At 63.8% G+C, this 24,051-nt stretch carries 25 protein-coding genes; 14 read left to right on the forward strand and 11 right to left on the reverse strand.

The window, feature by feature from the left end:
* Positions 1–164: 164 nt before the first annotated feature.
* Positions 165–1,187, forward strand: a complete 1,023-nt coding sequence (locus B9N88_RS01500; RefSeq protein WP_027608502.1) for an alpha/beta hydrolase — start codon at positions 165–167, stop codon at positions 1,185–1,187.
* Complete coding sequence (locus B9N88_RS01505) at positions 1,184–2,389, forward strand: MFS transporter (protein WP_043293884.1); 1,206 nt, start codon at positions 1,184–1,186, stop codon at positions 2,387–2,389. The genes B9N88_RS01500 and B9N88_RS01505 overlap by 4 nt, the downstream gene beginning before the upstream one ends.
* On the opposite strand, the gene B9N88_RS01510 is transcribed toward B9N88_RS01505, so the two are convergent.
* Positions 2,341–3,084, reverse strand: coding sequence for an SDR family NAD(P)-dependent oxidoreductase (locus B9N88_RS01510; RefSeq protein ID WP_027608503.1), 744 nt, complete (start codon positions 3,082–3,084; stop codon positions 2,341–2,343). The genes B9N88_RS01505 and B9N88_RS01510 overlap by 49 nt on opposite strands.
* A gap of 90 nt (positions 3,085–3,174) precedes the next feature.
* Between B9N88_RS01510 and B9N88_RS01515 the strand changes: the two genes are divergently transcribed.
* Positions 3,175–3,573 carry a winged helix-turn-helix transcriptional regulator gene (locus B9N88_RS01515; protein WP_043293886.1) on the forward strand — a complete coding sequence of 133 codons (399 nt, stop codon included), beginning with the start codon at positions 3,175–3,177 and terminating at the stop codon, positions 3,571–3,573.
* Positions 3,574–3,639: 66 nt separating this feature from the next.
* Complete coding sequence (locus B9N88_RS01520) at positions 3,640–6,249, forward strand: bifunctional diguanylate cyclase/phosphodiesterase (protein WP_051429432.1); 2,610 nt, start codon at positions 3,640–3,642, stop codon at positions 6,247–6,249.
* On the opposite strand, the gene B9N88_RS01525 is transcribed toward B9N88_RS01520, so the two are convergent.
* Positions 6,206–7,027, reverse strand: a complete 822-nt coding sequence (locus B9N88_RS01525; protein WP_027608505.1) for an AraC family transcriptional regulator — start codon at positions 7,025–7,027, stop codon at positions 6,206–6,208. The genes B9N88_RS01520 and B9N88_RS01525 overlap by 44 nt on opposite strands.
* A gap of 97 nt (positions 7,028–7,124) precedes the next feature.
* Between B9N88_RS01525 and B9N88_RS01530 the strand changes: the two genes are divergently transcribed.
* On the forward strand, positions 7,125–8,336 hold the full coding sequence (locus B9N88_RS01530; protein WP_027608506.1) for an MFS transporter: 1,212 nt from the start codon (positions 7,125–7,127) through the stop codon (positions 8,334–8,336).
* 110 nt (positions 8,337–8,446) lie between these two features.
* Positions 8,447–9,610, forward strand: coding sequence for a GGDEF domain-containing protein (locus tag B9N88_RS01535; protein ID WP_027608507.1), 1,164 nt, complete (start codon positions 8,447–8,449; stop codon positions 9,608–9,610).
* Here the strand turns inward: B9N88_RS01535 and iolG are convergent.
* The gene (gene iolG / locus B9N88_RS01540) at positions 9,598–10,602 is read right to left on the reverse strand and encodes an inositol 2-dehydrogenase (RefSeq protein WP_027608508.1); all 1,005 of its coding nucleotides are present in this window, start codon (positions 10,600–10,602) and stop codon (positions 9,598–9,600) included. The genes B9N88_RS01535 and iolG overlap by 13 nt on opposite strands.
* 35 nt (positions 10,603–10,637) lie before the next feature.
* Complete coding sequence (locus tag B9N88_RS01545) at positions 10,638–11,663, reverse strand: LacI family DNA-binding transcriptional regulator (RefSeq protein WP_027608509.1); 1,026 nt, start codon at positions 11,661–11,663, stop codon at positions 10,638–10,640.
* 122 nt (positions 11,664–11,785) lie between these two features.
* Between B9N88_RS01545 and B9N88_RS01550 the strand changes: the two genes are divergently transcribed.
* Genes B9N88_RS01550 through B9N88_RS01560 form a run of 3 tightly spaced genes read left to right on the forward strand, consistent with a single transcriptional unit; the run spans position 11,786 to position 14,720 of the window.
* Complete coding sequence (locus tag B9N88_RS01550) at positions 11,786–12,628, forward strand: SDR family oxidoreductase (RefSeq protein WP_027608510.1); 843 nt, start codon at positions 11,786–11,788, stop codon at positions 12,626–12,628.
* Complete coding sequence (locus tag B9N88_RS01555) at positions 12,628–13,761, forward strand: phytanoyl-CoA dioxygenase family protein (RefSeq protein WP_027608511.1); 1,134 nt, start codon at positions 12,628–12,630, stop codon at positions 13,759–13,761. The genes B9N88_RS01550 and B9N88_RS01555 overlap by 1 nt, the downstream gene beginning before the upstream one ends.
* Positions 13,762–13,796: 35 nt before the next feature.
* Positions 13,797–14,720: a sugar ABC transporter substrate-binding protein gene (locus tag B9N88_RS01560; protein ID WP_027608512.1), complete on the forward strand. Its 924-nt coding sequence runs from the start codon at positions 13,797–13,799 to the stop codon at positions 14,718–14,720.
* 89 nt (positions 14,721–14,809) lie between these two features.
* Here B9N88_RS01560 and B9N88_RS01565 read toward each other — a convergent pair whose 3' ends face one another.
* Together B9N88_RS01565 and B9N88_RS01570 are read right to left on the reverse strand one after the other, a co-directional pair.
* On the reverse strand, positions 14,810–15,232 hold the full coding sequence (locus tag B9N88_RS01565; RefSeq protein WP_027608513.1) for an MAPEG family protein: 423 nt from the start codon (positions 15,230–15,232) through the stop codon (positions 14,810–14,812).
* Positions 15,225–15,530 (reverse strand): DUF2834 domain-containing protein, encoded by a 306-nt coding sequence (locus B9N88_RS01570; RefSeq protein WP_027608514.1) that lies wholly within the window; start codon positions 15,528–15,530, stop codon positions 15,225–15,227. The genes B9N88_RS01565 and B9N88_RS01570 overlap by 8 nt, the downstream gene beginning before the upstream one ends.
* A gap of 83 nt (positions 15,531–15,613) precedes the next feature.
* On the opposite strand from B9N88_RS01570, the gene B9N88_RS01575 reads away from it, so the two are divergent.
* Together B9N88_RS01575 and B9N88_RS01580 are read left to right on the forward strand one after the other, a co-directional pair.
* Positions 15,614–16,399, forward strand: coding sequence for a helix-turn-helix domain-containing protein (locus B9N88_RS01575; protein ID WP_027608515.1), 786 nt, complete (start codon positions 15,614–15,616; stop codon positions 16,397–16,399).
* Positions 16,400–16,455: 56 nt separating this feature from the next.
* Positions 16,456–18,162, forward strand: coding sequence for an amidase (locus B9N88_RS01580; RefSeq protein WP_027608516.1), 1,707 nt, complete (start codon positions 16,456–16,458; stop codon positions 18,160–18,162).
* A 305-nt stretch (positions 18,163–18,467) separates the two neighbouring features.
* Here the strand turns inward: B9N88_RS01580 and B9N88_RS01585 are convergent, their stop codons facing one another.
* The 3 genes from B9N88_RS01585 to B9N88_RS01595 are packed head-to-tail and all read right to left on the reverse strand — an operon-like array spanning position 18,468 to position 19,890.
* Positions 18,468–19,205 (reverse strand): CPBP family intramembrane glutamic endopeptidase, encoded by a 738-nt coding sequence (locus B9N88_RS01585; protein ID WP_027608517.1) that lies wholly within the window; start codon positions 19,203–19,205, stop codon positions 18,468–18,470.
* The gene (locus B9N88_RS01590; protein ID WP_027608518.1) at positions 19,205–19,675 is read right to left on the reverse strand and encodes a RidA family protein; all 471 of its coding nucleotides are present in this window, start codon (positions 19,673–19,675) and stop codon (positions 19,205–19,207) included. Before B9N88_RS01590 ends, B9N88_RS01585 begins: the two co-directional genes overlap by 1 nt.
* Positions 19,672–19,890, reverse strand: a complete 219-nt coding sequence (locus B9N88_RS01595) for a DUF6434 domain-containing protein (RefSeq protein WP_027608519.1) — start codon at positions 19,888–19,890, stop codon at positions 19,672–19,674. Before B9N88_RS01595 ends, B9N88_RS01590 begins: the two co-directional genes overlap by 4 nt.
* 246 nt (positions 19,891–20,136) lie before the next feature.
* On the opposite strand from B9N88_RS01595, the gene B9N88_RS01600 reads away from it, so the two are divergent.
* Positions 20,137–20,565, forward strand: coding sequence for a nuclear transport factor 2 family protein (locus tag B9N88_RS01600; RefSeq protein WP_024075865.1), 429 nt, complete (start codon positions 20,137–20,139; stop codon positions 20,563–20,565).
* Positions 20,566–20,588: 23 nt separating this feature from the next.
* On the opposite strand, the gene B9N88_RS01605 is transcribed toward B9N88_RS01600, so the two are convergent.
* Complete coding sequence (locus B9N88_RS01605; protein WP_027608520.1) at positions 20,589–21,914, reverse strand: aminotransferase-like domain-containing protein; 1,326 nt, start codon at positions 21,912–21,914, stop codon at positions 20,589–20,591.
* An 89-nt stretch (positions 21,915–22,003) separates the two neighbouring features.
* Between B9N88_RS01605 and B9N88_RS01610 the strand changes: the two genes are divergently transcribed.
* Positions 22,004–22,894, forward strand: a complete 891-nt coding sequence (locus B9N88_RS01610; RefSeq protein WP_027608521.1) for a DMT family transporter — start codon at positions 22,004–22,006, stop codon at positions 22,892–22,894.
* On the opposite strand, the gene B9N88_RS01615 is transcribed toward B9N88_RS01610, so the two are convergent.
* Complete coding sequence (locus B9N88_RS01615) at positions 22,891–23,448, reverse strand: YceI family protein (protein WP_027608522.1); 558 nt, start codon at positions 23,446–23,448, stop codon at positions 22,891–22,893. The two genes, B9N88_RS01610 and B9N88_RS01615, sit on opposite strands and share 4 nt — an antisense overlap.
* Positions 23,449–23,534: 86 nt before the next feature.
* Here B9N88_RS01615 and B9N88_RS01620 point away from each other — a divergent pair, with 86 nt between their 5' ends.
* A complete protein-coding gene (locus B9N88_RS01620) occupies positions 23,535–24,029 on the forward strand; it encodes a PaaI family thioesterase (RefSeq protein WP_027608523.1) in 495 nt (164 codons plus the stop codon).
* The last annotated feature ends 22 nt before the right edge of the window (positions 24,030–24,051 follow it).

The raw sequence follows: 24,051 nt of genomic DNA on the forward strand, positions 1-24,051 counted from the left end.
AAGGGCCCTTCGCTCTGATCGTTGGACTTTACCCCGACCGGCCCGCTTACGTCCCCGGCAACCCGCCAGACTCAGAGGATCAGGCAAGTAATCCAGTGGAACGCACTACAGAACCCTCAGCCACGCCGGGAAAATGTGCCGACCCCCTTCTCAAGGATCCATCCATGAAAAGCCTCTTGCTCACCCTGAGTCTGCTGGTGATTTCGTTCTCTTCTCTGGGAGCCGACATGTCCAACGGTGCAAACAACTTCTACACAAGCGACAAGGTGTCCGTCGAAAAAGTCACCTTCAACAATCAATACGGCATGCCGGTGGCGGGCAACCTGTTCGTGCCCAAACAGCTCGCCCCGGCCTCGAAAAATGCCGCGCTGATCGTCGGCCACCCGATGGGTGCCGTCAAGGAACAGAGCGCCAACCTCTACGCCACCAAAATGGCCGAACAGGGCTTTGTCACCTTGTCGCTGGACCTGTCGTTCTGGGGCGAAAGCGCAGGCACACCACGCAATGCGGTGCTGCCCGACCTCTACGCCGAAGACTTCAGCGCCGCCGTGGACTTCCTCGGCACCCGGCCGCTGGTCGATCGTGAGCGCATCGGCGTGATCGGCATCTGCGGCAGCGGCAGTTTTGCCATCGCGGCGGCCAAGATCGACCCGCGCCTCAAGGCCATCGCCACGGTCAGCATGTACGACATGGGCGCCGCCAACCGCAACGGTCTCAAGCACGGCATGACAGCGGAACAACGCCAGCAGGTGCTGGTGCAGGCGGCCAACCAGCGTTACGTGGAATTCCAGGGCGGCCAGACCCTCTACACCAGCGGCACGCCGCTCAAGCGGACCGGCAACCCGATTGGCGATGAGTTTTTCGATTTCTACCGCACGCCGCGCGGCGAAGTCACCCCGGCTGGCGCGTCGCCGCAGACCACCACCATGCCGACGCTGACCAGCAACGTGAAGTTCATGAACTTCTATCCGTTCAGCGACATCGAGACCATTTCCCCTCGCCCGTTGCTGTTGATTGCCGGTGCCGATGCCCACTCCCGCGAGTTCAGCGAAGACGCCTACAACCGTGCCGCCGAGCCCAAGGAGCTGGTAATCATCCCCAACGCCGGCCATGTAGACCTTTACGACCGGGTCAACCTGATCCCCTTCGCCAAGCTCACCAGCTTCTTTAACAGTCACTTGAAGTGATCTCGATAAACCCTCACGCGCCCCGCTGGGGCGCCGTCTTCGCCCTGTCCCTGGCAGCCTTTGCCCTGGTGGCCTCGGAGTTCATGCCGGTGAGCCTGTTGACCCCGCTGGCCGCCGACCTGGGCATCAGCCAAGGCCAGGCCGGCCAGGGTATTTCGGTGTCAGGCCTGTTTGCCTTGCTCACCAGCCTGGTGATCGCCCGAGTGGCGGCGCGCGTGGATCGCAAGCGCCTGCTGGTCGCGCTGACCTTGCTGATGATCGTGTCCGGCAGCGTGGTAGCGTTCGCGCCGAACTACCTGATCTTCATGCTGGGCCGCGCCCTGATCGGCGTGGCCATCGGCGGTTTCTGGTCACTGTCGGCAGCCACTGCCATGGGCCTGGTGCCCGAGGGCCAGGTGCCGCGCGCCTTGGCTATCGTCAATGGCGGTAACGCACTGGCAACCGTGATCGCGGCACCGCTGGGCAGTTTCCTCGGTGGTTTGATCGGCTGGCGTGGCGCGTTTTTCTGCGTGGTGCCGGTGGCCGTGGTCGCGGTGCTGTGGCTGCTGCTGAGCCTGCCGTCGATCAAGCCCCGCAGCCAGGCCGGCAACGGCCACCTGTTGCGCTTGATCAAGCGCGCCCCGGTGGCCCTGGGCATGCTGGCCGTCAGCGTGTTTTTCATGGGCCAGTTCATGCTGTTCACCTACCTGCGGCCGTTTCTGGAAGGTGTTACCCAGGTGGGTGTATCGCTGCTGTCGTTGATGCTGCTGGTGCTCGGCCTGGCCGGTTTGGCCGGCACACTGCTGATCGAGCGTTTCCTGAAGAACGGCCTGTACCCCACGCTGATCGCCATTCCCGTATTGATGGCGGTGATCGCTCTGGCATTGGTCGCATTCGGCAGTTCGCCCGTTATTACCGCCGCGCTCCTCGGTGTGTGGGGCCTGGTAGCCACCGCCGCGCCGGTGGGCTGGTGGACCTGGCTGGCAAAAACCCTGCCTGACGATGCCGAGGCAGGGGGCGGCTTAATGGTTGCCATCATCCAACTGGCAATCGCTGCCGGGGCAACGCTGGGCGGTGTGGTGTTTGACCTGTGCGGCTACCAGGTGACGTTTGCATTGAGCGCCGCGCTCCTGTGCATCGCAGCGCTACTCGCCTGGGCCGCTGCGCGGGTCAGTCAACGCGCACTGTCGATGATCTGCCCGCCATCCGGTGTCAGGCTGTAGCCGGTGATGAACTGCGCATCCTGGCTGGCCAGGAACAGCGCCACCGGCGCGATGTCGTCTTCCGGCGAGCCATAACGCCCGAGCACATTGGAGGGTGCCGGCGCGTCATAACTATCACCCCAGGTATCGGCCACCGGCAGCAGGTTATTGACGGTGATGTTATCCACGCCCCATTCCCGCGCGGCCGAGCGGGTCAGCGCGCGCACCGCTTCCTTGGCCATGTTGTAGGGCGCGTAGCCTTGCATGCCGATGATGCCGGCCAGCGAACCGAAGTTGATCACCCGCCCTGCGCCGCTGGCCTTGAGGTACGGGTAGCAGGCTTGCATGGTGCGCAGGTAGGCGATCGGGCCCATGTCCAGGTTGCGTTGCAGTTGTTCGACCGGCAACTCGAGCACCGAGGAAAACACCACGGACGGGTCGAATGCGTTATTGACCAGAATGTCGATGCCGCCATAGGTGGCGACGACGTTCGCCACCGCTGCGCTGACCTGCGCCGCATCAGCCAGGTCGCACACCACGCCGAGCGCCGTGCCGCCTGCGGCCTGGATATCGGCCACCACGCGCGCGACGTTTTCCGGGGTGCGCGACACCACGGCGACCTTGGCGCCCTGGGCCGCGAACAGCTTGGCCGTGGCGCGGCCGATACCACGTCCGGCACCGGTGACAATGGCGACTTTTGCGTTGAGTCGGGACATGTGTTTTCTCCAGTCTGTGAGGGATGAATTTCAGCTAAGATCCCCGCGGAGATGAATTCGCACAAGTAGGATGAAAAAGTGGCAGTCAGTATGGAAAACCAGACTAAAAGCGTTGAAAAGCTGAATATGCATGAAGAAATGCGGCGTGCATTTTCACTGCTCAGCGGCAAGTGGAAACTGGAAATCATGTGGCTGTTGAACCAGCGGGTCTATCGGTTCGGCGAGCTGCGCAAGACCATCGGCGGCATTACCCAACATATGCTCACGGCCCAACTTCGCGAGCTGGAAGACGATGGCCTGGTGACCCGCACGGTGTTCGCCGAAGTACCGCCCCGGGTCGAATATGAAATAACCGCCAAAGCCCGCGCGCTCGCGCCGACCCTGCAGGCGCTGATGGCGTGGTGGGCTGAATACGGCGAAAGCCTGCCGGTGAAGCCGCCATCCCGAGGGCGCACCGCGCTTCAACGCCCGCCAACACCGAAGCACTAAGCTTTTTACCCGCACCGCCGATAACCCGTCATACCAATGACTTGCAGCGACGTCCTGCGGGAAACCATGCCGAACTCTCTCGCCCCTATCGTCCGCACCTTGTCCGACCGCAGCAGCCTGTCGCTGGCGCGCACGTCGCTGTTCAATTTCGTGGCGTTGCTGGCCCTGGTCTTTGCCGCCGCCGCCTATTCCCTGGTTTATCTCGCGCACGAGCTGGATCACTCCGAACAGCAGGAAAGCGCGTTTTATACGCGTAAAGCCGTGCAATCCCTGGAGAAGTCCCTGCGGGTGACTGTCAAGGACTACGCCTTCTGGAGCGATGCCTACAAGCACCTGCACATGACCGTGGACAGCAACTGGGCCTACGCGCGCGGCAACGTCGGCGCCACGCTGTATCAGGACTTCGGTTTCCAAGGCCTGTTTGTGGTCGATAACGACAATGGCACGGTCTACTCGGTGATCAAGGGCGAGCTGCAAAGCATCGAGCTCTCGCAGTGGCTCGACCAGCCCTTGACCGAAATTATCGAGCAGGCGCGTGCCGGGGCTGAAAACGAAACACCGGTCACGGCGTTCATCAATGTACGCGGCAGCCCGGCGCTGGTGGCCGCCGCCGCGATCACACCCGGCACCGACCCCACGGTAGTGCCCGATGGCCGGCCGGCCTCGGTATTGATCTTTGTCGATGTCCTCAACAGCGCCAAGTTGCACGCAATCGGCGATGAGTTCGGCGTGGGCAAGCTGCATGTGGCCACGCCCGATGACATCGGCCAGACCCTGGTTTTCCCCCTGGGCGACAACGGCGCCGCCGGCAGCCTGCACTGGGAACCGGCCCGGCCCGGCCTGCGCTTGATGGGCGTAGGCCTGCCGCTGCTGGGCCTGGCCGCGTTGCTGGTGTGCCTGATGACCTGGGTGATACTGCGCCGCACCACCGCCGCCGCCCTCGCCCTGGATGCCAGCCACACCTCTCTGCTGGACAGCCAGGCCGCCCTGGCCACCAGCGAGGCGCGCTTTCGCGACGTGGTGGAGGCCAGCTCGGACTGGGTCTGGGAAATCGATGCCGGCTGGCGTTTTATCTACCTGTCGGAACGCTTCGAAAGCGTCACCGGCCTGACCCGGCAAGCCTGGCTCGGGGCGGCCATGAGCGACCTGCTGGACACCGAGGCCGACCTGCTGTCGCAGTGGCTGAGCACTCCGGGCCGGCGCGTGGACATCAGTGTGCAATGCCGCTATATCGATGCCCAGGGACAGGAGCGCACAACCCGGCTGTCGGCCCGGGAAATGCCCTGTGGCGGGTTTCGCGGGACGGCCACCGACGTCACCGAAGAGGTCGAAGCACGTCGGCGCATCGAGTACCTGTCTCAACACGACGCCCTGACCGGGCTGCCCAACCGCACACGCCTGCAGGCGTTCCTGGACGGAAAACTCAAGGCCCTGCCCGGCACCGAGCAGCCGCTGGTGATGCTCAGCCTCGATCTGGACCGCTTCAAGCCGGTCAATGACCTGCTCGGCCACGCCGCCGGTGACCGGGTGCTTAATCAAGTGTCCGCCCGCCTGGCTGCTTGCGTGCGCCATGGTGACCTGGTGGCTCGCGTCGGCGGCGATGAGTTTGTGTTGATCCTCAGCGACGCCGGCAGCCAGGATGAAGTCGAAAGCCTGTGCCTGCGCTTGATCGAGTCCATCGAGCAGGCGATCAAAATCGACGAACAAGAGGTGTTTATCAGTGCCAGTATCGGCATTGCCCTGGCGCCCACCGATGCCCGCGATGCCACCGAACTGCTGCGCTACGCCGATATCGCGCTGTATGAGGCCAAGGCGGCCGGGCGCAATACCTGGCGCTTTTACTCCGGGGACATGAATACGCGGATCATCGAGCGGCGGCGCCTGGAGAGCGATCTGCGCTTTGCGATCAAGCACGCCGAACTGCGCCTGCACTTCCAGCCGCGCTATCGCATCGCCGATGGGCAGATGGTCGGGGCCGAAGCCCTGGTGCGCTGGCAGCACCCGGTACGCGGGCTGATCGCCCCGGACACCTTTATTCCGATTGCCGAAGAATCGGGGCTGATCCTGGCGCTGAGTGACTGGGTACTGGCCACCGCGTGTGCGTGCGCGGCGCAGTGGCCCGACACGCTGTTCGTCTCGGTGAACCTGTCACCCACCGAGTTCAAGCGCGGCAACCTGGTGGAGCGCGTGCGCCACGCCCTGGACGCCTCGGGTATCGACCCTGCGCGCCTTGAGGTGGAAATGACCGAAAGCGTGATGCTCGAGGACGCCGTCGGCGCACTTGAGGTGATGCGCACGCTCAAGCAACTGGGCATCCGCATTGCCATGGATGACTTCGGCACCGGCTATTCGTCCCTCAGCTACCTGCGGGCGTTCCCGTTCGATGGCCTGAAAATCGACCGCAGCTTCCTCACCCGCCTGGAGGAAAGCGAGGATGACAAGGCGATTATCCAAGCCATTGTCGGCTTGGGCCGTGCCCTTGCCCTGACGGTCACGGCCGAAGGCATTGAGACCGCTGAGCACCTGGCCATGCTCAAAAGCGTGGCGTGTGAAGAAGGCCAGGGCTACTTCCTCAGCCGACCGCTGGATATCGACGCATTCAACGGTTTGCTGGACGACTACTGCGCCGACGTCAGCGGAAAAAATGACTCGGGGTCTTGCCAAACTGTTTCTTGAACATGCTGGTAAATGCGCTGGGGCTTTCGTAGCCCAGCTCCAGGGCCACGTCGATAATCTTCTGCCCCACCGCGATACGCTCCAGTGCCAGCAGCAGCCGCGCCTGCTGGCGCCATTGGCCGAAGGTCATGCCGGTGTCCTTGCGGAACAGGCGCTGGATGGTTTTCTGGTCGAGGGCCAGGCGCTCGCTCCAATCCGCCACGGTGGAGGCATCGCCCGGGTCCTCCTGCCACGCCAGGCAGATCTGCTGGATCCGCAGATCGGCAGGCTGCGGCAGCGACAGCGGCAAGGCCGGCAACAGCGCCAGCTCGTCGAGGATCAAGTGCATGATCCGCGCATCGCGGGAGTCTTCGGCATAGGGCGGTTTCAAGCTCACGGAGGCCTTGATCAGCTCGCTGAGCAGCGGCGAGATACTCACCGCCTTGGTCTCGGTCGGCAGGTTGGGGAAACTGTCGGGGCGCACGAACACGCTGCGCATTTTCAGGGCGCCCACGCAGCGCAGGGAGTGCACGTGCCCGCAGGGCATCCAGAAGCCGCGATGGGGCGGCACCGTCCATTGGTTGTGCGCCGAATGCACCACCATCACGCCTTCGGTGGCGTAGAGTAATTGATGCTTTTCGTGACTGTGGTCGGGGATCACCCAGTTTTCCGGATAATCGGTGGCCGAACTGATGACAGCCCAGTCGCCCTCATCGATTTCCTGCAAAAATTTATCCAGTGATTTGATCATTTCGCCCTTTTTACGATGGTTGCCTCCCGAATTACGCGAGACAGGCATTCCTGGCGAATCTAGCATAAGCTCTGAAACAAATTGAAATGGGCAGCCTGCTCAAGTACTCGCTGCCCCTGTTCGCTGCCTTGTATGGAATGCCTGCATGTCGACCCTGACCGCATCACCTGCCGCCACCTCGAGTCCGCCCCAAGTAAGCCCGTTAGTCCTGCGTATCCTCGGCGCCTGTGCCCTGGCGCACCTGATCAATGACCTGATCCAGGCCGTATTGCCGTCGATCTACCCGATGCTCAAGGCCAACTACGGCCTGACGTTTACCCAGGTCGGCCTGATCACCCTGACGTTCCAGCTGACCGCCTCGCTGCTGCAACCCTGGATCGGCTACCACACCGACCGGCATCCCAAGCCGTGGCTGCTGCCGGCGGGCATGGTCTGCACCCTGGTCGGCATCCTGATGCTGGCGTTTGTCGGCAGCTTCCCGGCGATCCTGCTGGCGGCAGGCCTGGTGGGCGTCGGCTCGTCGACCTTCCACCCGGAAACCTCGCGCGTCGCCCGCCTGGCCTCCGGCGGGCGCTATGGCCTGGCGCAATCGACCTTCCAGGTCGGCGGCAACACCGGCAGCGCGTTGGGGCCGTTGCTCGCGGCGGCGATCATCATTCCTTACGGCCAGGGCAACATCGCCTGGTTCGGGCTGTTTGCCGTGTTCGCGATCCTGGTGCTGTATGGCTTGAGCCGCTGGTACCGCAACCACCTCAACCTGTTCAAGCTCAAGCAAGGCGGCAAGGCCACCCACGGCTTGTCCAAGGGCCGCGTGACGTTTGCCCTGGTGGTGCTGGCGGTGCTGGTGTTCTCCAAGTACTTCTACATGACCAGCCTGACCAGCTACTTCACGTTCTACCTGATTGAAAAATTCCACCTGTCGGTATCGAGTTCCCAGATGTACCTGTTCCTGTTCCTCGGTGCGGTGGCCGTGGGCACCTTCGCGGGCGGGCCGATCGGCGACCGGATCGGGCGCAAGAAAGTCATCTGGTTCTCGATCCTCGGTGCCGCGCCGTTCACCCTGGCCCTGCCCTACGTCGACCTGTTCTGGACCGCCGTGCTCAGCGTGGTGATCGGCTTTATCCTCGCCTCGGCGTTCTCGGCCATCGTGGTGTTTGCCCAGGAACTGGTGCCGGGCAATGTCGGCATGATCGCCGGGATCTTTTTCGGCCTGATGTTCGGCTTCAGCGGGATCGGCGCGGCCTTGCTCGGCCTGCTCGCCGACAGCCACGGCATCGAGTACGTCTACACACTGTGCTCGTTCCTGCCACTGGTGGGCATCCTGACGATACTGCTGCCGTCGACCAAAGGCGTCTAGACCGCCGATCATCGGATGGCTGTATGCCATTATCGTTTGGGCTCTGAAAAACCTGCGTGTGCGCTTACAATCCCCGGCTTCAACGCACACCCAGGCAGACCCGGCACGAAATGACGCTCGACCCTCCTACGATTTTGGCACTCACCGTTGCCCTGGCCGCTGCTGCTGCCCTGTACCTGGCCATAGAATGGCGCAGCGTACGCGAACCTTCGCTGCTGTTCTGGAGCGCCGGTTTCGCCACCATCACCGTCGGCTCCACCCTGGCCCTGCTGCGCATCAATGGCTACCTGCTCATCGGCATCTGGTTTGCCAACGGCTTGCTGGTGGCCGCGCACTGCCTGTTCTTGCTCGGGGTCGCGCGCTTTACCCAGGTACGCCTGTCGCCGCGATGGTGGCTGCTGCTGGCCGTGTGGCTGGGCATGCTGATGCTCCCGACCGACCTGCCGTGGTCCAAAGCCATGTTGGGCGTGCAGTCGCTGCTGGTCGCACTGCCGACCCTGCGCGCCAGTTTCCTGCTGCGGCCCCACGGCCGATCATTGAGCATCGGCGCGGTGCAACTGCGTTATGTGCTGCTGGTCCACGGCATGTTCTACGTGGCCAAGGCGCTGTCGGTGGTGATCCCCGGCACCTTGATCGACCTTGCGGCGTTCAAGGGCGAGATCATCCAGGTGTCCCTGGTGGAAGGCGCCATGGCGATCATGCTGATTGCGCTGTCAATGACCGGCTCGGAGCGCTACCGCCGCGAACAGCAGATCGCCCGCCTCGCCGCCCGCGACCCGCTCACCGCCCTCTACAACCGCCGCGCCCTCGACCTGCGCGCGCCGCGCCTGCTGGCCCAGGTGTCGGCGCAACAACCGGGCGCCCTGCTGCTGATCGATATCGACAACTTCAAGTCGGTCAACGACCTCCACGGCCATACCGCCGGCGACCGCGTGCTGATCGCCTTGAGCGAGATGATTCGCGCCGTCGTGCCCCGAGGCGCGCTGGCCGCACGTTTGGGCGGTGATGAGTTTGTGATCCTGCTCAACCCGGCCTCGACCGAGCAGATCGTCGAACTGGGCAGCAGCCTGCGCGAGCAGTTCCAGCAACTGGCCGCACAAACCTTCGCCACGCCCGCGCCGGTGACCCTGAGCATCGGCGCCACCCTGTTCGACCAGCCGCCGGCCAGCCTGGCGGCGCTGATCGAACAGGGCGATACCACGCTGTATGAATCCAAGCGTGGCGGACGGGACAGCATTCGGTTGGTGGATCGGACCGGGGCCTACAGGTCGTAACTGACCGCCACACACCTCCCCGTCCTCACCGACTCCAACGCACAATCTGCCAGATGCAGCGCATACAACCCGTCGCGCACACTGGTGGGCAGCGGCTGGCCGCTGTTCAGCGCATCGATAAACCGGGTCAGCTCATTGCGATAGGCATCGGCGTAACGCTCCAGGAAGAAATGCTGCAACGGTTCCAGCGCTTCGGTGTGGTCGGCGCTCCAGTGGCGCAGGGTGCTGGGGCGATGGTTGTCGGTGAGCAGCACGCCAAGGGCGCCGGAGACTTCCACGCGCTGGTCGTAGCCGTACACCGCCTGGCGGCAGCAGTTGATATGGCATTGCTTGCCGGAGGCGGTACGCAGCAGGACCATCACGCTGTCGTAGTCGTCGATCTGTTCCAGGCTCGGGTCCACCAGGCGGCTGGCAATGGCGCTGACTTCCACCGGTTCCTCGCCGAGCAGGTGGCGGGCGGTGTCGAAGTCGTGGATGGTCATGTCGCGCAGGATGCCGCCGGAGTGTTCCAGGTAGTCCCGCGGCGCCAGGCCTGGGTCGCGGCTGGTGATGATCACCTGGCGCACTGCGCCGATCTGGCCGGCATCCAGGGCCTGGCGCAGGCGCAGCATGTCGGGGTCGAAACGGCGATTGAAGCCGAGCATCACCTTGCCGCCCTGGCGCTCCACGGCCTGGGCGGCGCTGCGGGCCTTGGCGATATCGAGGTCGATGGGCTTCTCGCAGAGTACCGCCTTGCCCTCGGCGACGGCGGCCAACAGCAGGTCGATATGGGTGTCGGTGGGGGTGCCGATGACCACGGCGTCTATGTCTTTGCGCGTGAGGGCGGCGGCACAATCGTAGGCCGCCTCGCAGCCCAGTTGGCGGCTGAGGGCATCGACGCCTTCGCGCCAGGGGTCGGCCACCAGCACCAGCGTGGCATTCGGGTGGGCGGCGACGTTGGCGGCGTGGATCCTGGCGATGCGCCCGGCACCTAGAACAGCGATACGTAGCATGGTTGAACTCCTGGTGTTGTTGTTGGAGGGAGTACTCAGTCCGGCAGGTTGAACGGGGTGACGATCTGCACCTGTGACGGCGCAATCGGCCCGGCCTTCCACAACCGGTGGTAGTGCAGGATGTGCAGGAACACGTGGCGGGCATCGATCTGCAGGTTGTGGTCGATGATCGCGGCGATTTTTTCGTCCAGCAGCAGTTGGCGGTTTTCTTCGTCGAGGTCATGGCCGATAAACACTTCCAGCGGGCGACCCAGGGCGGCGAAGGCGTCGACAATCGCACGGTTGCCGCCGCCGACGCTGTACACCGCCTTGAGGCCGGGATGCTGTTGCAGCGCCTGGGTGACCCGCTCGAAGGTGCGCGGGTACACGCCATAGCCGCCGCTGACGTCCAGCACCCGCAGGTGAGGGGCTCGCCCGCGCAGCCAGGCGCGAAAGCCCATCTCGCGCTCCTCCTCGCCCCGGAACAACTCGCTGCCGATCACCACCGCCACGTCCTGGGGCAACGCCGGCAGCCAGCGCGACATCAGGTAGGCGGCGGTCTGGCCGGCGGTGCGGTTGTCCATGCCGACGTAGCCGATGCGTTCGCTTTGCGGCAGGTCCGTCACCAAGGTCACCACCGGGATGCCCGCCGCGATCAGGTGCTTGACGGCCTGGTTCACCGCCGGTTCGTCGGCGGCCTTGAGCACCACGCCCTGGCTGCCGGTGTCGAGGCAGCGCAGCAACTGATCGTGCATGGCCTGGGGTTCGATTTCTTCGAACAGGTGAAAACGCGGGGCGATGCGAAACGGCGCCAGGCTGGCCAGTTGCGCGGTGATCGCCGCCTGCACTGCGGCGCTGAAACGCTGAGGGGTGTGCATGATCACGTCGACATGGAAGGTGCGCCCTACCGCCAGGCCGTTTTTCTCCTGGGATTCCAGTTCATCCAGCGCCTGCTCGATACGTCGGCGAGTCTGGGCGTGCACGCTGCCGCGCTGGTGCAGCACGCGGTCGACCGTGGCCTTGCTCACGCCCGCCTGGGTCGCGAGCTGCTTGATGGAGAAGTGTTTGGCGCGTTCGAGCATGGGTTTCGCCTGAGGTGTTTATGAGGTCTTTTTTAGGTATTACTGAGGTTTTGCAATGCTAGTCTCAGTTTTGTCCGGCGTCGAGCCGGGCAATCAAAACAACAACAATCCAGGAGAACCCCATGCCTAGAGCCGACCTCGCCAGTACCTTCAACGGCCAATATTTTGTCGTCACCGGCAGCACCCAGGGCCTGGGCGCCGCCGTGGCCCACACCCTGGCGCGACGCGGCGCCGCCGGGCTGATCATTTGCGGGCGGCGCCGCGCCCAGGGCGAAGAACAGGTGCGGCAGTTGGCGCAGCTGGATTGCCAGGCGTTTTTTGTCGAGGCCGACCTTGAACAGGTCGAGGATTGCCGCGCGATCATTGAGGCCGCGCGCACCCACTTCGGCACCTTGCATGGCCTGGTGAACTGCGCCGGGATGTCGGACCGCGGCACCATTGTCGACACCTCGCCGGAGCTGTTCGATCGGCTGATGGCGGTGAATGTGCGGGCGCCGTTTTTCCTGATGCAGGACGCGTTGAAATTGATGATCAGCCAGGGCGTGGAAGGCGCCGTGGTGAATATCCAGAGCATCACCGGGCATGGCGGGCAATCGTTCCTTTGCGCGTATGCGGCGTCCAAAGGTGCGCTGGCGATCCTGACCAGGAACGTGGCGTTCAGTGCGCTGCGCAACCGGATCCGCGTCAACGGCCTGAACATCGGCTGGATGGACACGCCCCATGAGGATCAGATCCAGCGTCAGTACCACGGCGCCCAGGACGGTTGGCTGGCTGAGGCTGAACGCGCGCAGCCGTTCGGTCGCCTGCTCAAGCCCGAAGAGGTGGCGCAAAGCGTGGCGTTCCTGCTGTCGCGCGAGTCGGGGATGATGACCGGCGCGGTGATCGACCTGGAGCAAGGCGTGGTCGGCTGCACCGACAGCGGCAGCCCGCAGCCCTTCAAGGCCCTGAGCCTGGGAGGTGAGTAATGTCGGCATTTGCGACAGCGCAGGATGTACGCATTGAGGATTTCAAGCGGATTTGCGCGCAACAGGCGCGTGCCGAGGACTATCCCCTGGCTGCGGAAGTGCTCGGCAACGTGCCGGTCTATCAGGCCCGCACCTTGCGCAACAGCGACCGCCACACGGTGATGAATGAGCTGCACCGCTTGTTTCGCGATGGACCGGGCGTGATGGTGGTGCGCCGCGCCTATGAGGACCTGGAAGTGGTGGATCGCCACAGCCAGGTGTTCGAGGCGATCTTCGCCCAGGAGGCCGCCCAAGGCGTGGCCGCCGACCATTTTGCCAAGGCCGGCAGTAACGGGCGTATCTGGAATTCATTGCAGAAGGCGGCGCTGCAGTCGCCGCAATCCTTTGTGGAGTATTACGCCAACCCGCTGCTGGGGCTGATCGCCGAGGCGTGGCTGGGCCCGAGCTATCAGGTGACGGCGCAAGTGAACGTGGTGTACCCCGGCGGCCAGGCGCAACAGCCACACCGCGACTATCACCTGGGCTTCCAGACCACCGAGGTGGTGGAGCGCTTTCCCCTGCCCTTGCATGTGCTGTCCCAGTACCTGACGTTGCAGGGCGCCGTGGCCCACTCGGCGATGCCGCTGGAAAGCGGCCCCACCCAGTTGCTGCCGTTTTCCCAACAATACGCCCTGGGTTATCTGGCCTGGCGGCGCCCCGAATTTATCGAGCACTTCCAGCAGCACGCCGTGCAACTGGCGCTGGACAAGGGCGACCTGCTGTTTTTCAACCCGGCGCTGTTCCACGCCGCCGGCACCAACCGCACGACCGGCCACCAGCGCATGGCCAACCTGCTGCAAATCTCCTCGGCCTTCGGCAAGCCCATGGAAGCCCTCGACCGCGACCGCATGATGCTGGCGGTGTACCCGGCCCTGCTGGCCAACACGGCCCTGGACGCCCAGGCGATTGCAGCGGTGGTGGCCTGCACCGCCGACGGCTATGCCTTCCCCACCAACCTCGACACCGACCCACCCTTGCAGGGCCTGGCCCCGCAAACCGGGCAACAACTCATGCTGCAAGCCCTCGACGAGCGCTGGGCGTATGAGGACTTCGCTGCGGCCGTGACGCAACTGCGGGCCAAGCGCCAGGCGTGATGCTTTAACAACAACAAAAACAACGGAGCACAACCATGAAGAAGCAACTCCTTGCGGCACTCTTGACCCTCGCCATCACCCCCTGGGCGCTGGCCGATATACGGATCGGCGTGAGCATCGCCCAGGTCGACGACGTGTTTCTTGCGCAAATGCGTGACTACATGGTCGCCCACGCCAAGGAACTGCCCGGCGTGACCCTGCAATTCGAAGACGCCCAGGGCGACGTGGTGCGCCAGCTTAACCAGGTGCAGAACTTCACCGCCCAGGGCATGGACGCGATCATCGTCAACGCCGTAGACACCGCCGCCACCCAGAAAATGACGGTCAATGCCCAACAGGCCAGGATCCCGCTGGTGTACGTCAACCGCCGCCCCGAGTTCAAGGAAGTACCGCCGGGGGTTGGCTATGTCGGCTCGGATGAGATCAAGGCCGGTGAAATCCAGATGCGCTACCTGGCCGAGAAAATGGGGGGCAAGGGCAACCTGGCGATCATGCTCGGGCTGCTGTCCAACAACGCCACCCACAACCGCACGCAGGGGGTCAAGAACGTGCTCAAGGACTATCCGGGTATCAAGATCGTCGAGGAGCAGAGTGCCGAATGGCAGCGCAGCAAGGCGATTGACCTGATGAACAACTGGATCGTGTCCGGGCGCAAAATCGACGCCGTGGCGGCGAATGCCGATGAAATGGCGATTGGCGCGGCCATGGCGATCAGCCAGGCCGGCATGCAACCGGGCAAGGATATTCTGGTGGCCGGCAGCGATGGCGGTGCGGCCGGGCTGGATGCGGTGAAGAAAGGCCAGTTGCTGGTGACAGCGTATCAGGACAACAAAGGGCAGGCCGTGGGCTCCATTGACCTGGCGGTGAAGATGGTCAAGAAACAGCCGTATGACGCCGAGCTGACCATTCCTTACCAGCAGATCACCAAGGACAACTACCAGGCATTCCTCAACCCATAAACGGTTGTCCTAATGCCAGTCAGTGAATCACCTTCGTTTAACTGAACGACGTTAAGGCTTGCCACAAAAACCGGGGGTGTCGCTGCGGTTCATCGCAATGCGTAAAGCACCATTGCACCCAGCCCGAACAGGCAAGTCACCCCCAGCCCATACGCCAGCGTGCGCCACGGCTGCCATCCCGCCAGATACATCAGCGTATGGGCCATCCGCGCCAGGGTGAAACCAATGAACAACCAGGCAGTGGGCGCACCGGCAGTGCCCAGCGCCACACACAACCCACCGAGCACGAAGAACAGCGGGATATTCTCCAGGTCATTGGCCCAGGCCCTGGCCGCCCGACTCACCTGGGGTAACTCCACGGGATGTGCAGCACACTTGAAGACCGCCGCATCTTCGCGGTTGGTGAACGCCAGCCCGCGAAGCCGGAAAAATCCCTGATAGCAGGAAATGCCGAACATCTTCAGGCACAGCAACAGCACGCACAGGGCGTAGATGTGCAACAGCTCATTCATCCCGAAATCCCTTCAGCACGATGTAGAGCAACGGCCCCACCGACACGAACACCGCCGTCAGCAAGAAATACGGCAGCACCGACGCCAGCGACCGCCCCCGCGCCCGTGCATCCTGGTACATCCACACACAGGCCAGCACGGCCATCAGGTACAGGTCGATGACGACCTGCGCGGTGTCCGGGCGCGATATCAACTCACGCCCGAAGGCCAGCAACGATTGCTCGGCCGTGAGCAGCGTGAACAGGGTGTACAGCGAAAAGCCCAGCAGAGCGGCGAGGGCCAGGTAAGGTTTGTGCATGGTCGGCTCCTTGACGTGATCGAAGCTCACCCTAGTGATAAGGTTGCCCTCCTCGCAATGACCTCGGAGGTCATAGTCACGCCATGGATAACCCCGCTACTGCCGGCGAACACTTGCGCCAACTGCGTCGACACGCCAAATTGAGCCAGCTCGACCTGGCCTTGATCACCGGCATTTCCCAGCGCCATCTCAGTTGCCTCGAAACCGGCCGTGCCAAGCCGAGCCCAGGCACCCTGCACAACCTGCTCAGCGCCCTGGAAACACCCCTGGAGCAGTGCAACCGCGTGTTCCTCGCCGCCGGTTTTGCCCCGCGTTACGCCGCTACCCCGCTCGCGTCACCGGCCATGGCCGCAATTCGCGAGGCGGTCAGCCATGTCCTGCACGCCAACAACCCGGCCCCGGCGATCCTGCTGGGCAGCCACTGGGAAGTGCTGGCGGCGAATGCGAGTACCGGCGTGCTGTTGGCACTGGCGGGAGTCACACCGCCGCTGGAAGGCCTGAACCTGCTGACCACCCTGCTGCAACCCGGCGGCCTGGGCGACCACCTGGTCAACGCCGAAGAAATCCGCACCCTGGCCTGGCAACGGGCAAGCCGCGAGGCGCTGGACAACCCTGCGCTGGCCGCTCTCCTGGCGAGCCTGCCCGCCCCCGCCCACACCACGCCGCCGCCTGAAATGCCGCCGCTGGTGTTGACCCGCGTGCACACCAGCCAGGGCGAGCTGAGCTTTCTGTCCACCTTCACCACCTTCGGCATGCCCCAGGACATCACCCTCGCCTCCCTGCGTATCGAGCATCTGATTCCCGCAGACGACGCCACCTGGCAGGTGATGCGTGCCGCCCATGGGGAAAATGCCGCACTGGTTTTGTGAAATATCTGTACGTAGACTGCCGCCATACCTCAACTTAAGGCGGCGAAGAAAACGTCATGCAAGTTACCGAAGTCTCCATTGCCCAATTGCGCGCGGCGCTCGAATCCGGCCAGACCACGGCCGTTGAACTGGTGCAGGCTTACCTCGCGCGGATCGATGCCTACGACGGTCCGCAGACCGCTACCGCACTCAACGCCGTCGTCGTGCGCAACCCCGACGCCCTGAAGGAAGCCGAGGCCTCCGATGCACGCCGGGCCAAGGGTGAAACCCTGGGGCCACTGGATGGCATTCCCTACACCGCCAAGGACAGCTACCTGGTCAAGGGGCTGACCGCCGCCTCCGGCAGCCCGGCGTTCGCCAAGCTGGTCGCCCAGCGCGATGCGTTCACCATCGAGCGCCTGCGCGCCGGCGGCGCCATCTGCCTGGGCAAGACCAACATGCCGCCGATGGCCAATGGCGGCATGCAGCGCGGCGTGTATGGCCGCGCGGAAAGCCCGTACAACGCCGACTACCTCACCGCGCCGTTTGCCTCCGGCTCATCCAACGGTGCCGGCACCGCCACCGCCGCCAGCTTCGCCGCCTTCGGCCTGGCGGAGGAAACCTGGTCCAGCGGGCGTGGCCCGGCGTCCAACAATGGCCTGTGCGCCTACACCCCGTCCCGTGGGGTGATTTCGGTGCGCGGCAACTGGCCGTTGACCCCGACCATGGACGTGGTGGTGCCCTACGCCCGCACCATGGCCGACCTGCTGGAAGTGCTCGACGTGGTAGTGGCTGAAGACCCGCACACCCGTGGCGACCTGTGGCGCCTGCAGCCGTGGGTGCCGATCCCCAGCGTCGCCTCGGTACGCCCGGCGTCTTACCCCGAATTGGCGGCTACAGCCGAATCCCTGGCCGGCAAACGCTTCGGCGTGCCGCGCATGTACATCAACGCCGACCCCGAGGCCGGCACCAGCGAGAAGCCCGGCATCGGCGGCCCCACCGGGCAGAAGATCAACACCCGCGCCAGCGTGATCGACTTATGGAAGGACGCACGCCAGGCCCTTGAAGCGGCCGGTGCCGAAGTCATCGAGGTGGACTTCCCACTGGTGTCCAACTGCGAAGGCGACCGCCCCGGTGCGCCGACCGTGTTTACCCGTGGCCTGGTCTCCAGGGAATTCCTGCACGATGAACTGTGGGAACTGTCGGCCTGGGCCTTCGATGATTTCCTGCGCGCCAACAACGACCCGGCCCTGAACCGCCTGGCCGATGTGGACGGGCCGAAGATCTTCCCCCACGACCCCGGCACCTTGCCCAACCGTGAAGACGACCTGGCCGCCGGCATGGACGAGTACGTGCGCATGGCCGAGCGTGGCATCACCCCGTGGAACGAGATCAGCACCGTGCCCGATGGCCTGCGCGGCCTGGAGCAAACCCGGCGGATAGACCTGGAAGACTGGATGGATAAGCTCGGCCTCGACGCTGTGCTGTTCCCGACCGTGGCCGATGTGGGCCCGGCGGATGCCGACGTGAACGAAGCCAGTGCCGATATCGCCTGGAGCAATGGTGTATGGGTGGCCAACGGCAACCTCGCCATCCGCCACCTGGGCGTGCCCACCGTTACCGTGCCCATGGGCGTGATGGCGGACATCGGCATGCCGGTCGGGCTGACCTTTGCCGGGCGCGCCTACGATGATTCGGCATTGCTGCGCTTTGCGGCGGCGTATGAAGCCACCGGCAGCAAACGCCTGATCCCGCCGCGCACGCCGCCGCTGGCGACAAACTAACTGATTCACTGTGGGAGGGGGCTTGCTCCCGATGAGGGAGTGTCAGTTGATGCATCTGTGGCTGACCCACTGCAATCGGGAGCAAGCCCCCTCTTACATTTGGAACTGCATATATCAGGTAGATCTCGGTCTGCTTTTACTCTGGCTTTTTCGGCCTTGGAGCCAACTGGAGTTGGGCTGGTGTACTCGGTAAAAAATGTGGGAGGGGGCTTGCCCCCGATGAGGGAGTGTCAGTTGATGCATCGGTGGCTGACCCACTGCAATCGGGAGCAAGCCCCCTCCCACAGTTCTAACCGCATTTCAAGTCAGGCCATATAGGGCACGGCAATCAGCAGGATTGCCGTGCCATGGCAGGCCGTCGCCGCCAACACGCCATGACGCATGCGCACCAGTGCGCAGGCCAGCCCTTCGATCAGGGTAAACAGCAACACCGGCCAGCCCAGTTGAGTCACGCTCAAGGCCAGGAAGGCATGGCAGGCGGCAAACGCCACGCCACTGATCAGCGCCGCTCGCAGCGGTGTCACCTGCTGTTCAAGGTAGCCCTGCAAAAACCCGCGAAACAACACTTCCTCCAGCGCATTGGCGCCATAGGCCAACACCACCATGCCCGGCAGCCATACCCAGTAGCCGGGGATCGCGTGCGGCTCTATCCCTTGATAGAGCCGCAACGGCACACCGATCAGGCAACCGACCGCAAGCCCCACCGCCAGGCCCAGGGCGCGGTGGCCCCTGGTCCATACCACCAGACGCCACAACTCCGGCGCCACCCGGGCCAACCCTACGACCAGCAGCACCGACAGGCCACCCAGCGCCGCCAAGACAAAGGCATTCGCGGTGAAGGCGATTTGCACCTCGTCACTGAGCGCCCACATGCCCAGGGGCGTCATCGCATCGCGCATCAGCACGAACGCCGCGAGCAGAATCAGGATGCGCATGGCCGGCAACGACGTGGGCGTCAACCCGAACCACAGGCCAAACAGCAGCAAGCCCGGCGCCAGGTGCAGGCCATAGTTGAGCAGGACGACCAGACCTTGGCTGACCATCAGTCGTGCGCGACCGCGACCATGTCGATCTCCACCGCCGCCGACTTCGGCAGTTGCATCACCCCCACCGACGTGCGCGAATGCACCCCGGCACCGCCGAGGATCTCGTGCAACAGGTCCGAGGCGCTGTTGGCCACTTCACTCTGCTGATCGAAGTCCTCGGCGCTGCGTACATACACGGTGATACGCGGGATAGCCTTGACCCGGTCCAGCGAACCGAGCGCCTGCTTGAGCAGGCCCAGGCAGCGCAATGCACTGATGCCGGCGGCGATCTGGGCCTGGGCCAGGGTCAGGGTGTCACCGACTTTACCCGGCAGCATGATCGTGTCGCCGACGCGAGGGATCTGCCCGCTGATGTACAGCTGGTTACCGTCGCGCACCAGCGGCGTGTAGTTGCCGCCGACTTTGAATTCATCCAATTGATAGCCGAGGCGTTTTTGCACGGCTTGATATTTTTCATCCGGTGTCATGCTCGGGAGTCCTCGTTGCGACGCTGCCACTCATCCACCACGTCGCCCATCGTCTTGGGTGTTGCGTTGCGAATCCACGCCATGAAAGGCCGGTCGAACTTGAACCCCGGCCCACAGTGTTCAAGCATGAAGCGGCGCACGTTCTGGGTATTTTTATAGTGTGGGGTCACGGGAGTGGCGCGGGTGATGGGTTCGCTGTGCCAGTCAACATCCATTTTGTCTCTCCGGAGATCTGGGGGTCGGGCAGTAGCATAGCGATGTGCTACTTGCACCGGAAGCGAGGTTTAAGCCAAACGAGGTGTTGAGACATCGTATAAGAAACCCAGATGTCCACACCCCTTGAAACACCAATCCTTTCGAGATATTTCAAATTTTTCTTTCCTTCCCTGGGGAAAATATTGCATGGTTGTACGATGACTTAGCGAGTCATATCCGCCCCCAACAACAATAAGGAAACATCCATGCAAAACGTCAAAGTGCTGATCGGTTTTCTGTGCCTGTTCAGCGGCTATGTGGCCGCCGCCCCTGCCGCCGACAAAGACGTCGCCCAAGCGGTCGACCACCTCACCCAGGCCATGCTGCATAAAGACCTCAAGCAGCTCCAGAGCCTGACCGCCGAGAACCTCACCTACGGCCACTCCAGCGGCAAGATCCAGAACAAGCAGGAATTCATCGCCGACATCGAGACCGGACGCAGCGGCTTCAAGACCCTGGAAATGCAGAAACAGACCATCACCCTGAGTGGCGATACCGCCCTGGTACGCAACCACTTCTCCGCCCTGGCGGTGAACAGCGGCAAGGAAGTGCCCACCGAAATCGAGAACTTCCAGATCTGGCAAAAACAGAAAGGCCACTGGCTGCTGATCGGGCGCCAGGCGTTCAAATTCTGATGGCTAGCGGTGGGCCATCGGGCTCACCACTGCACCACCTTGCGCACCTTCAGCAACGCCTCGCGCAGCGCCGGCATGTCCACCGAGCCCAAGGCCAGGCGCAACGCATGGGGCACGTGGGCCGAAACGGCGAAGGGCTCGGCGGTGGAGACGGAAATACCGTCGCGCTGCAAGGTCATTGCGACTTGATCGGCGCGGGCCTCTTCCGCCAGGGGTAGCCACAAGAAATACGATGACGGGTGGCTGGTGTAGGCAAGCCCCTTGAGCACCTGCGCGGCCAAGGCTTGCCGCGCCTGCGCATCCTGGCGCTTTTGTGCTTCAAGTTGCGCCACCGTGCCATCCTCGAGCCAGGCCACCGCAATCGCACTCATCACCCCCGGGACGTTCCAGGTGGTGGCCATGATGGTGCGCTCCAGTGCTTTGACCCAACCCGACGGGGCAGCGATAAACCCCACGCGCAGGCCGGTCGCGACACTTTTCGACAGCCCGCCCACGTAGACCGTGCGCTCCGGCGCCAATCTGGCCACGGGCAGCGGCGCGTCCTCGGCCAGGAACGCGTAGGCCGCGTCCTCGATGATCATCAGGTTGTGCTCACGGGCAATCGCCACCAACTGCTCGCGCTGCGCCAGGCTCAGCACCCAGCCCAACGGGTTATGCAGGGTCGGCATGCTGTACACGGCACGCACCGGACGCTTGCGACACAGGCTGTGCAGGTGGTCCAGGTCCGGGCCGTCGGCGGTGACCGGAATGGCGACAATTTCCAGGTGCAGGGTCTCGGCCAGCACCTTGAACCCCGAATACGTCAAGGCGTCGACGGCGATCACATCACCGGGCTTGAGCAAGGCCATCATGGTCACGGCCAACCCGTGCTGGGCGCCGCTGACCACCAGCACCTGTTCGGCCTCGACCGTCAGCCCTCGGCTCAACAGGTGCCGCGCGACAGCCGCGCGCTCATGCAGGCGACCGGCGTGGGGTTGGTAACGCAGCAGCGCGTCGAGGTCGCCGGACAGTGCCAACTGGCGCAAGGCCGAGCGCAGCAAGTCGGCCTGGCCCGGCAAGGACGGGTAGTTGAAATTCAGATCGAGCATGCCCGCCGCCACACTCATCTGCCCGCTGCCCTGCCCCGGCGGCAGCGAGATCTCGCGCACAAACGTGCCTCGGCCTGTCTCGCCACTGACCAGGCCCATGGCCTCCAGCTCGGCGTACACCCGGCTCGCGGTGACCAGCGCCAGGCCATGCTCGGCGGCCAGTTGGCGGTGCGTCGGCAGTCGCGTGCCGGGGGGCATGCGGCCTGAGCGAATGGCCTCGGCGAAGCTGTCGACCAACGACTTGTAGCGGGCACGGGGCATAAGCGATGTATCCATGACAATTTTTTGATTGTCTTTATCTTCAATCCTAGGATGCCTGCCACGCAACTCTTCCTTTTCGGACACCCCTTATGGAACGTACAGCTCCCCTCAGCAACCTCGACACCCGCACCCAAGGCTGGATCAACGGTTTTATCGGCGTGGTGATCTTCAGCGGCTCGCTGCCGGCCACGCGCCTGGCGGTGATGGAATTCGACCCGGTGTTCCTGACCATGATCCGCGCCGCCATTGCCGCGCTGCTGGGGCTGGCCTTGCTGGGGCTGTTCAAGGAGCAACGTCCCGCACGCCAGCAATGGATGCCCCTGGCCATCGTCGCCCTCGGCGTGGTGATCGGCTTTCCGTTACTCACCGCGCTGGCCCTGCAATACGTGACCTCCGCACACTCCATCGTCTTCATCGGCCTGCTGCCGCTGGCGACCGCCGTGTTTGCTGTACTGCGTGGCGGCGAGCGTCCACGCCCGGTGTTCTGGCTGTTTTCGATCCTCGGCAGTCTGCTGGTGATGGGATACGCCTTCGCCCAGGGCTTGAGCGCCGCACCGGCGGGTGACGTACTGATGCTGCTGGCGGTGCTGGTGTGCGGCCTGGGGTATGCCGAAGGCGCCACACTGTCGCGCAGCCTGGGCGGCTGGCAGGTGATCTGCTGGGCGCTGGTGGTGTCGTTGCCGGTGGTGGTGCCGTTGAGCCTGGTGCTGGCGCCGTCGAGCGTCAGCGGCATCAGCCTGCCGGCCTGGCTGAGCCTGGGCTATGTGTCGCTGTTCAGCATGCTGATCGGCTTTGTGTTCTGGTATCGCGGCCTGGCCCAGGGCGGCATCGCCGCCGTCGGCCAATTGCAACTGCTGCAACCGTTCTTCGGCCTGGCGCTGGCAGCGGGCTTGCTGCATGAACAGGTCAGCCTGGGCATGCTGCTGGTGACGGTCGCGGTGATCGGCTGCGTGGCCGGGGCCAAGCGCTTCGCGCGCTAACGCTGGGGCGCGACCATCTTGAACTTGATGTTGATGTCGTCGGACACCACGCTGTTGCCGGCCCATTCGCCTTCGCCGATCCTGAAGTCGCCGCGCTTGAGGATGAACTCACCGTCGAACACGCCAATGCCATCCAGCTCCTTGAGCACCACGTTGACCGCCACCGGGCGCGTGGTGCCCTTGATCGTCAGGTTGCCGCTGATGTTGAAGCGGTTATCCCCCAGGGCCTTGACAGCGGTGGACTCATACACGCCCACCGGATAGGTCGCGGTATCGAACCACGAGGCCCGTTGCAGCTCGTCGTTGGCATCGGGGCTGCCGGCATCGATACTCGCCAGCTGGATCTTGAGCAAGGCATGTCCGCTTTCGGGCTTTTGCGTGTCAAAGCTCAGCGTGCCTTCGAAGTCGCCGAAGGTGCCATACACCCGCTGCCCCAACTGCTTATAGGTAAAACTGATCTGGCTGGCGGTGCGATTGACGTCGGTGTACTCCGCCGCCTGGGCACAGCCGATAGCACCCAGGACCAGGACCAACGGGAGAATTCGACGCTTCATGCCACGCTCCGCAAAAAAAGGATGTATTCCCATCAGGTGCCTGTCCTGCTAAACAGATTAGCCGCTCACAACAATAAGGACGCTGCATGCCCACCCCTTCTCTACAGGACATCACCGCGCCGGAAGGCATCTGCTACGGCTGCGGCGGCAGTAACCCCCATGGCTTGCATATCAAGAGCCGCTGGGATGCCGATGGTGTCCATCTCATCGCCGAACATCGCCCCGAGGCAAAATACAGCGGCTGGCCCGATCTGGTCTACGGCGGCCTGATCGCCATGCTGGTGGACTGCCATTCCAACTGGACCGCCATGGCCTACCACTACCGTGCCGAACAGCGCGAACCCGGCAGCCTGCCGCGCATCGACTGCGTCACCGGCAACCTGGCGATCAAATTCATCAAGCCGACCCCCATGGGCGTGCCGCTCACCTTGCGTGCGCGGGTCGAGGGCGACGTGGGTCGCAAAAGCCGCGTGGTCTGCGAGGTGTACGCCGGCGAGGTGCTCACGGCCATCGGCGATTCGCTGTTCGTGCGCGTCGACACCCGCGAACTGGCTGCGGCCGCCCATGGCCGTGACGGCTGATCCTGGTCTACATTGACTGGCA

Origin of the sequence: Pseudomonas sp. LAMO17WK12:I1 (assembly GCF_900177315.1) — a bacterium.
GTDB classification, from domain to species: domain Bacteria; phylum Pseudomonadota; class Gammaproteobacteria; order Pseudomonadales; family Pseudomonadaceae; genus Aquipseudomonas; species Aquipseudomonas marginalis.

Coding starts and splice junctions, on each gene's coding strand:
- B9N88_RS01500 (WP_027608502.1), top strand. CDS start 165: ATGAAAAGCCTCTTGCTCACCCTGAGTCTGCTGGTGATTTCGTTCTCT.
- B9N88_RS01510 (WP_027608503.1), bottom strand. CDS start 3,084: ATGTCCCGACTCAACGCAAAAGTCGCCATTGTCACCGGTGCCGGACGT.
- B9N88_RS01515 (WP_043293886.1), top strand. CDS start 3,175: ATGGAAAACCAGACTAAAAGCGTTGAAAAGCTGAATATGCATGAAGAA.
- B9N88_RS01520 (WP_051429432.1), top strand. CDS start 3,640: ATGCCGAACTCTCTCGCCCCTATCGTCCGCACCTTGTCCGACCGCAGC.
- B9N88_RS01525 (WP_027608505.1), bottom strand. CDS start 7,027: ATGCCTGTCTCGCGTAATTCGGGAGGCAACCATCGTAAAAAGGGCGAA.
- B9N88_RS01530 (WP_027608506.1), top strand. CDS start 7,125: ATGTCGACCCTGACCGCATCACCTGCCGCCACCTCGAGTCCGCCCCAA.
- B9N88_RS01535 (WP_027608507.1), top strand. CDS start 8,447: ATGACGCTCGACCCTCCTACGATTTTGGCACTCACCGTTGCCCTGGCC.
- iolG (WP_027608508.1), bottom strand. CDS start 10,602: ATGCTACGTATCGCTGTTCTAGGTGCCGGGCGCATCGCCAGGATCCAC.
- B9N88_RS01545 (WP_027608509.1), bottom strand. CDS start 11,663: ATGCTCGAACGCGCCAAACACTTCTCCATCAAGCAGCTCGCGACCCAG.
- B9N88_RS01550 (WP_027608510.1), top strand. CDS start 11,786: ATGCCTAGAGCCGACCTCGCCAGTACCTTCAACGGCCAATATTTTGTC.
- B9N88_RS01555 (WP_027608511.1), top strand. CDS start 12,628: ATGTCGGCATTTGCGACAGCGCAGGATGTACGCATTGAGGATTTCAAG.
- B9N88_RS01560 (WP_027608512.1), top strand. CDS start 13,797: ATGAAGAAGCAACTCCTTGCGGCACTCTTGACCCTCGCCATCACCCCC.
- B9N88_RS01565 (WP_027608513.1), bottom strand. CDS start 15,232: ATGAATGAGCTGTTGCACATCTACGCCCTGTGCGTGCTGTTGCTGTGC.
- B9N88_RS01570 (WP_027608514.1), bottom strand. CDS start 15,530: ATGCACAAACCTTACCTGGCCCTCGCCGCTCTGCTGGGCTTTTCGCTG.
- B9N88_RS01575 (WP_027608515.1), top strand. CDS start 15,614: ATGGATAACCCCGCTACTGCCGGCGAACACTTGCGCCAACTGCGTCGA.
- B9N88_RS01580 (WP_027608516.1), top strand. CDS start 16,456: ATGCAAGTTACCGAAGTCTCCATTGCCCAATTGCGCGCGGCGCTCGAA.
- B9N88_RS01585 (WP_027608517.1), bottom strand. CDS start 19,205: ATGGTCAGCCAAGGTCTGGTCGTCCTGCTCAACTATGGCCTGCACCTG.
- B9N88_RS01590 (WP_027608518.1), bottom strand. CDS start 19,675: ATGACACCGGATGAAAAATATCAAGCCGTGCAAAAACGCCTCGGCTAT.
- B9N88_RS01595 (WP_027608519.1), bottom strand. CDS start 19,890: ATGGATGTTGACTGGCACAGCGAACCCATCACCCGCGCCACTCCCGTG.
- B9N88_RS01600 (WP_024075865.1), top strand. CDS start 20,137: ATGCAAAACGTCAAAGTGCTGATCGGTTTTCTGTGCCTGTTCAGCGGC.
- B9N88_RS01605 (WP_027608520.1), bottom strand. CDS start 21,914: ATGCCCCGTGCCCGCTACAAGTCGTTGGTCGACAGCTTCGCCGAGGCC.
- B9N88_RS01610 (WP_027608521.1), top strand. CDS start 22,004: ATGGAACGTACAGCTCCCCTCAGCAACCTCGACACCCGCACCCAAGGC.
- B9N88_RS01615 (WP_027608522.1), bottom strand. CDS start 23,448: ATGAAGCGTCGAATTCTCCCGTTGGTCCTGGTCCTGGGTGCTATCGGC.
- B9N88_RS01620 (WP_027608523.1), top strand. CDS start 23,535: ATGCCCACCCCTTCTCTACAGGACATCACCGCGCCGGAAGGCATCTGC.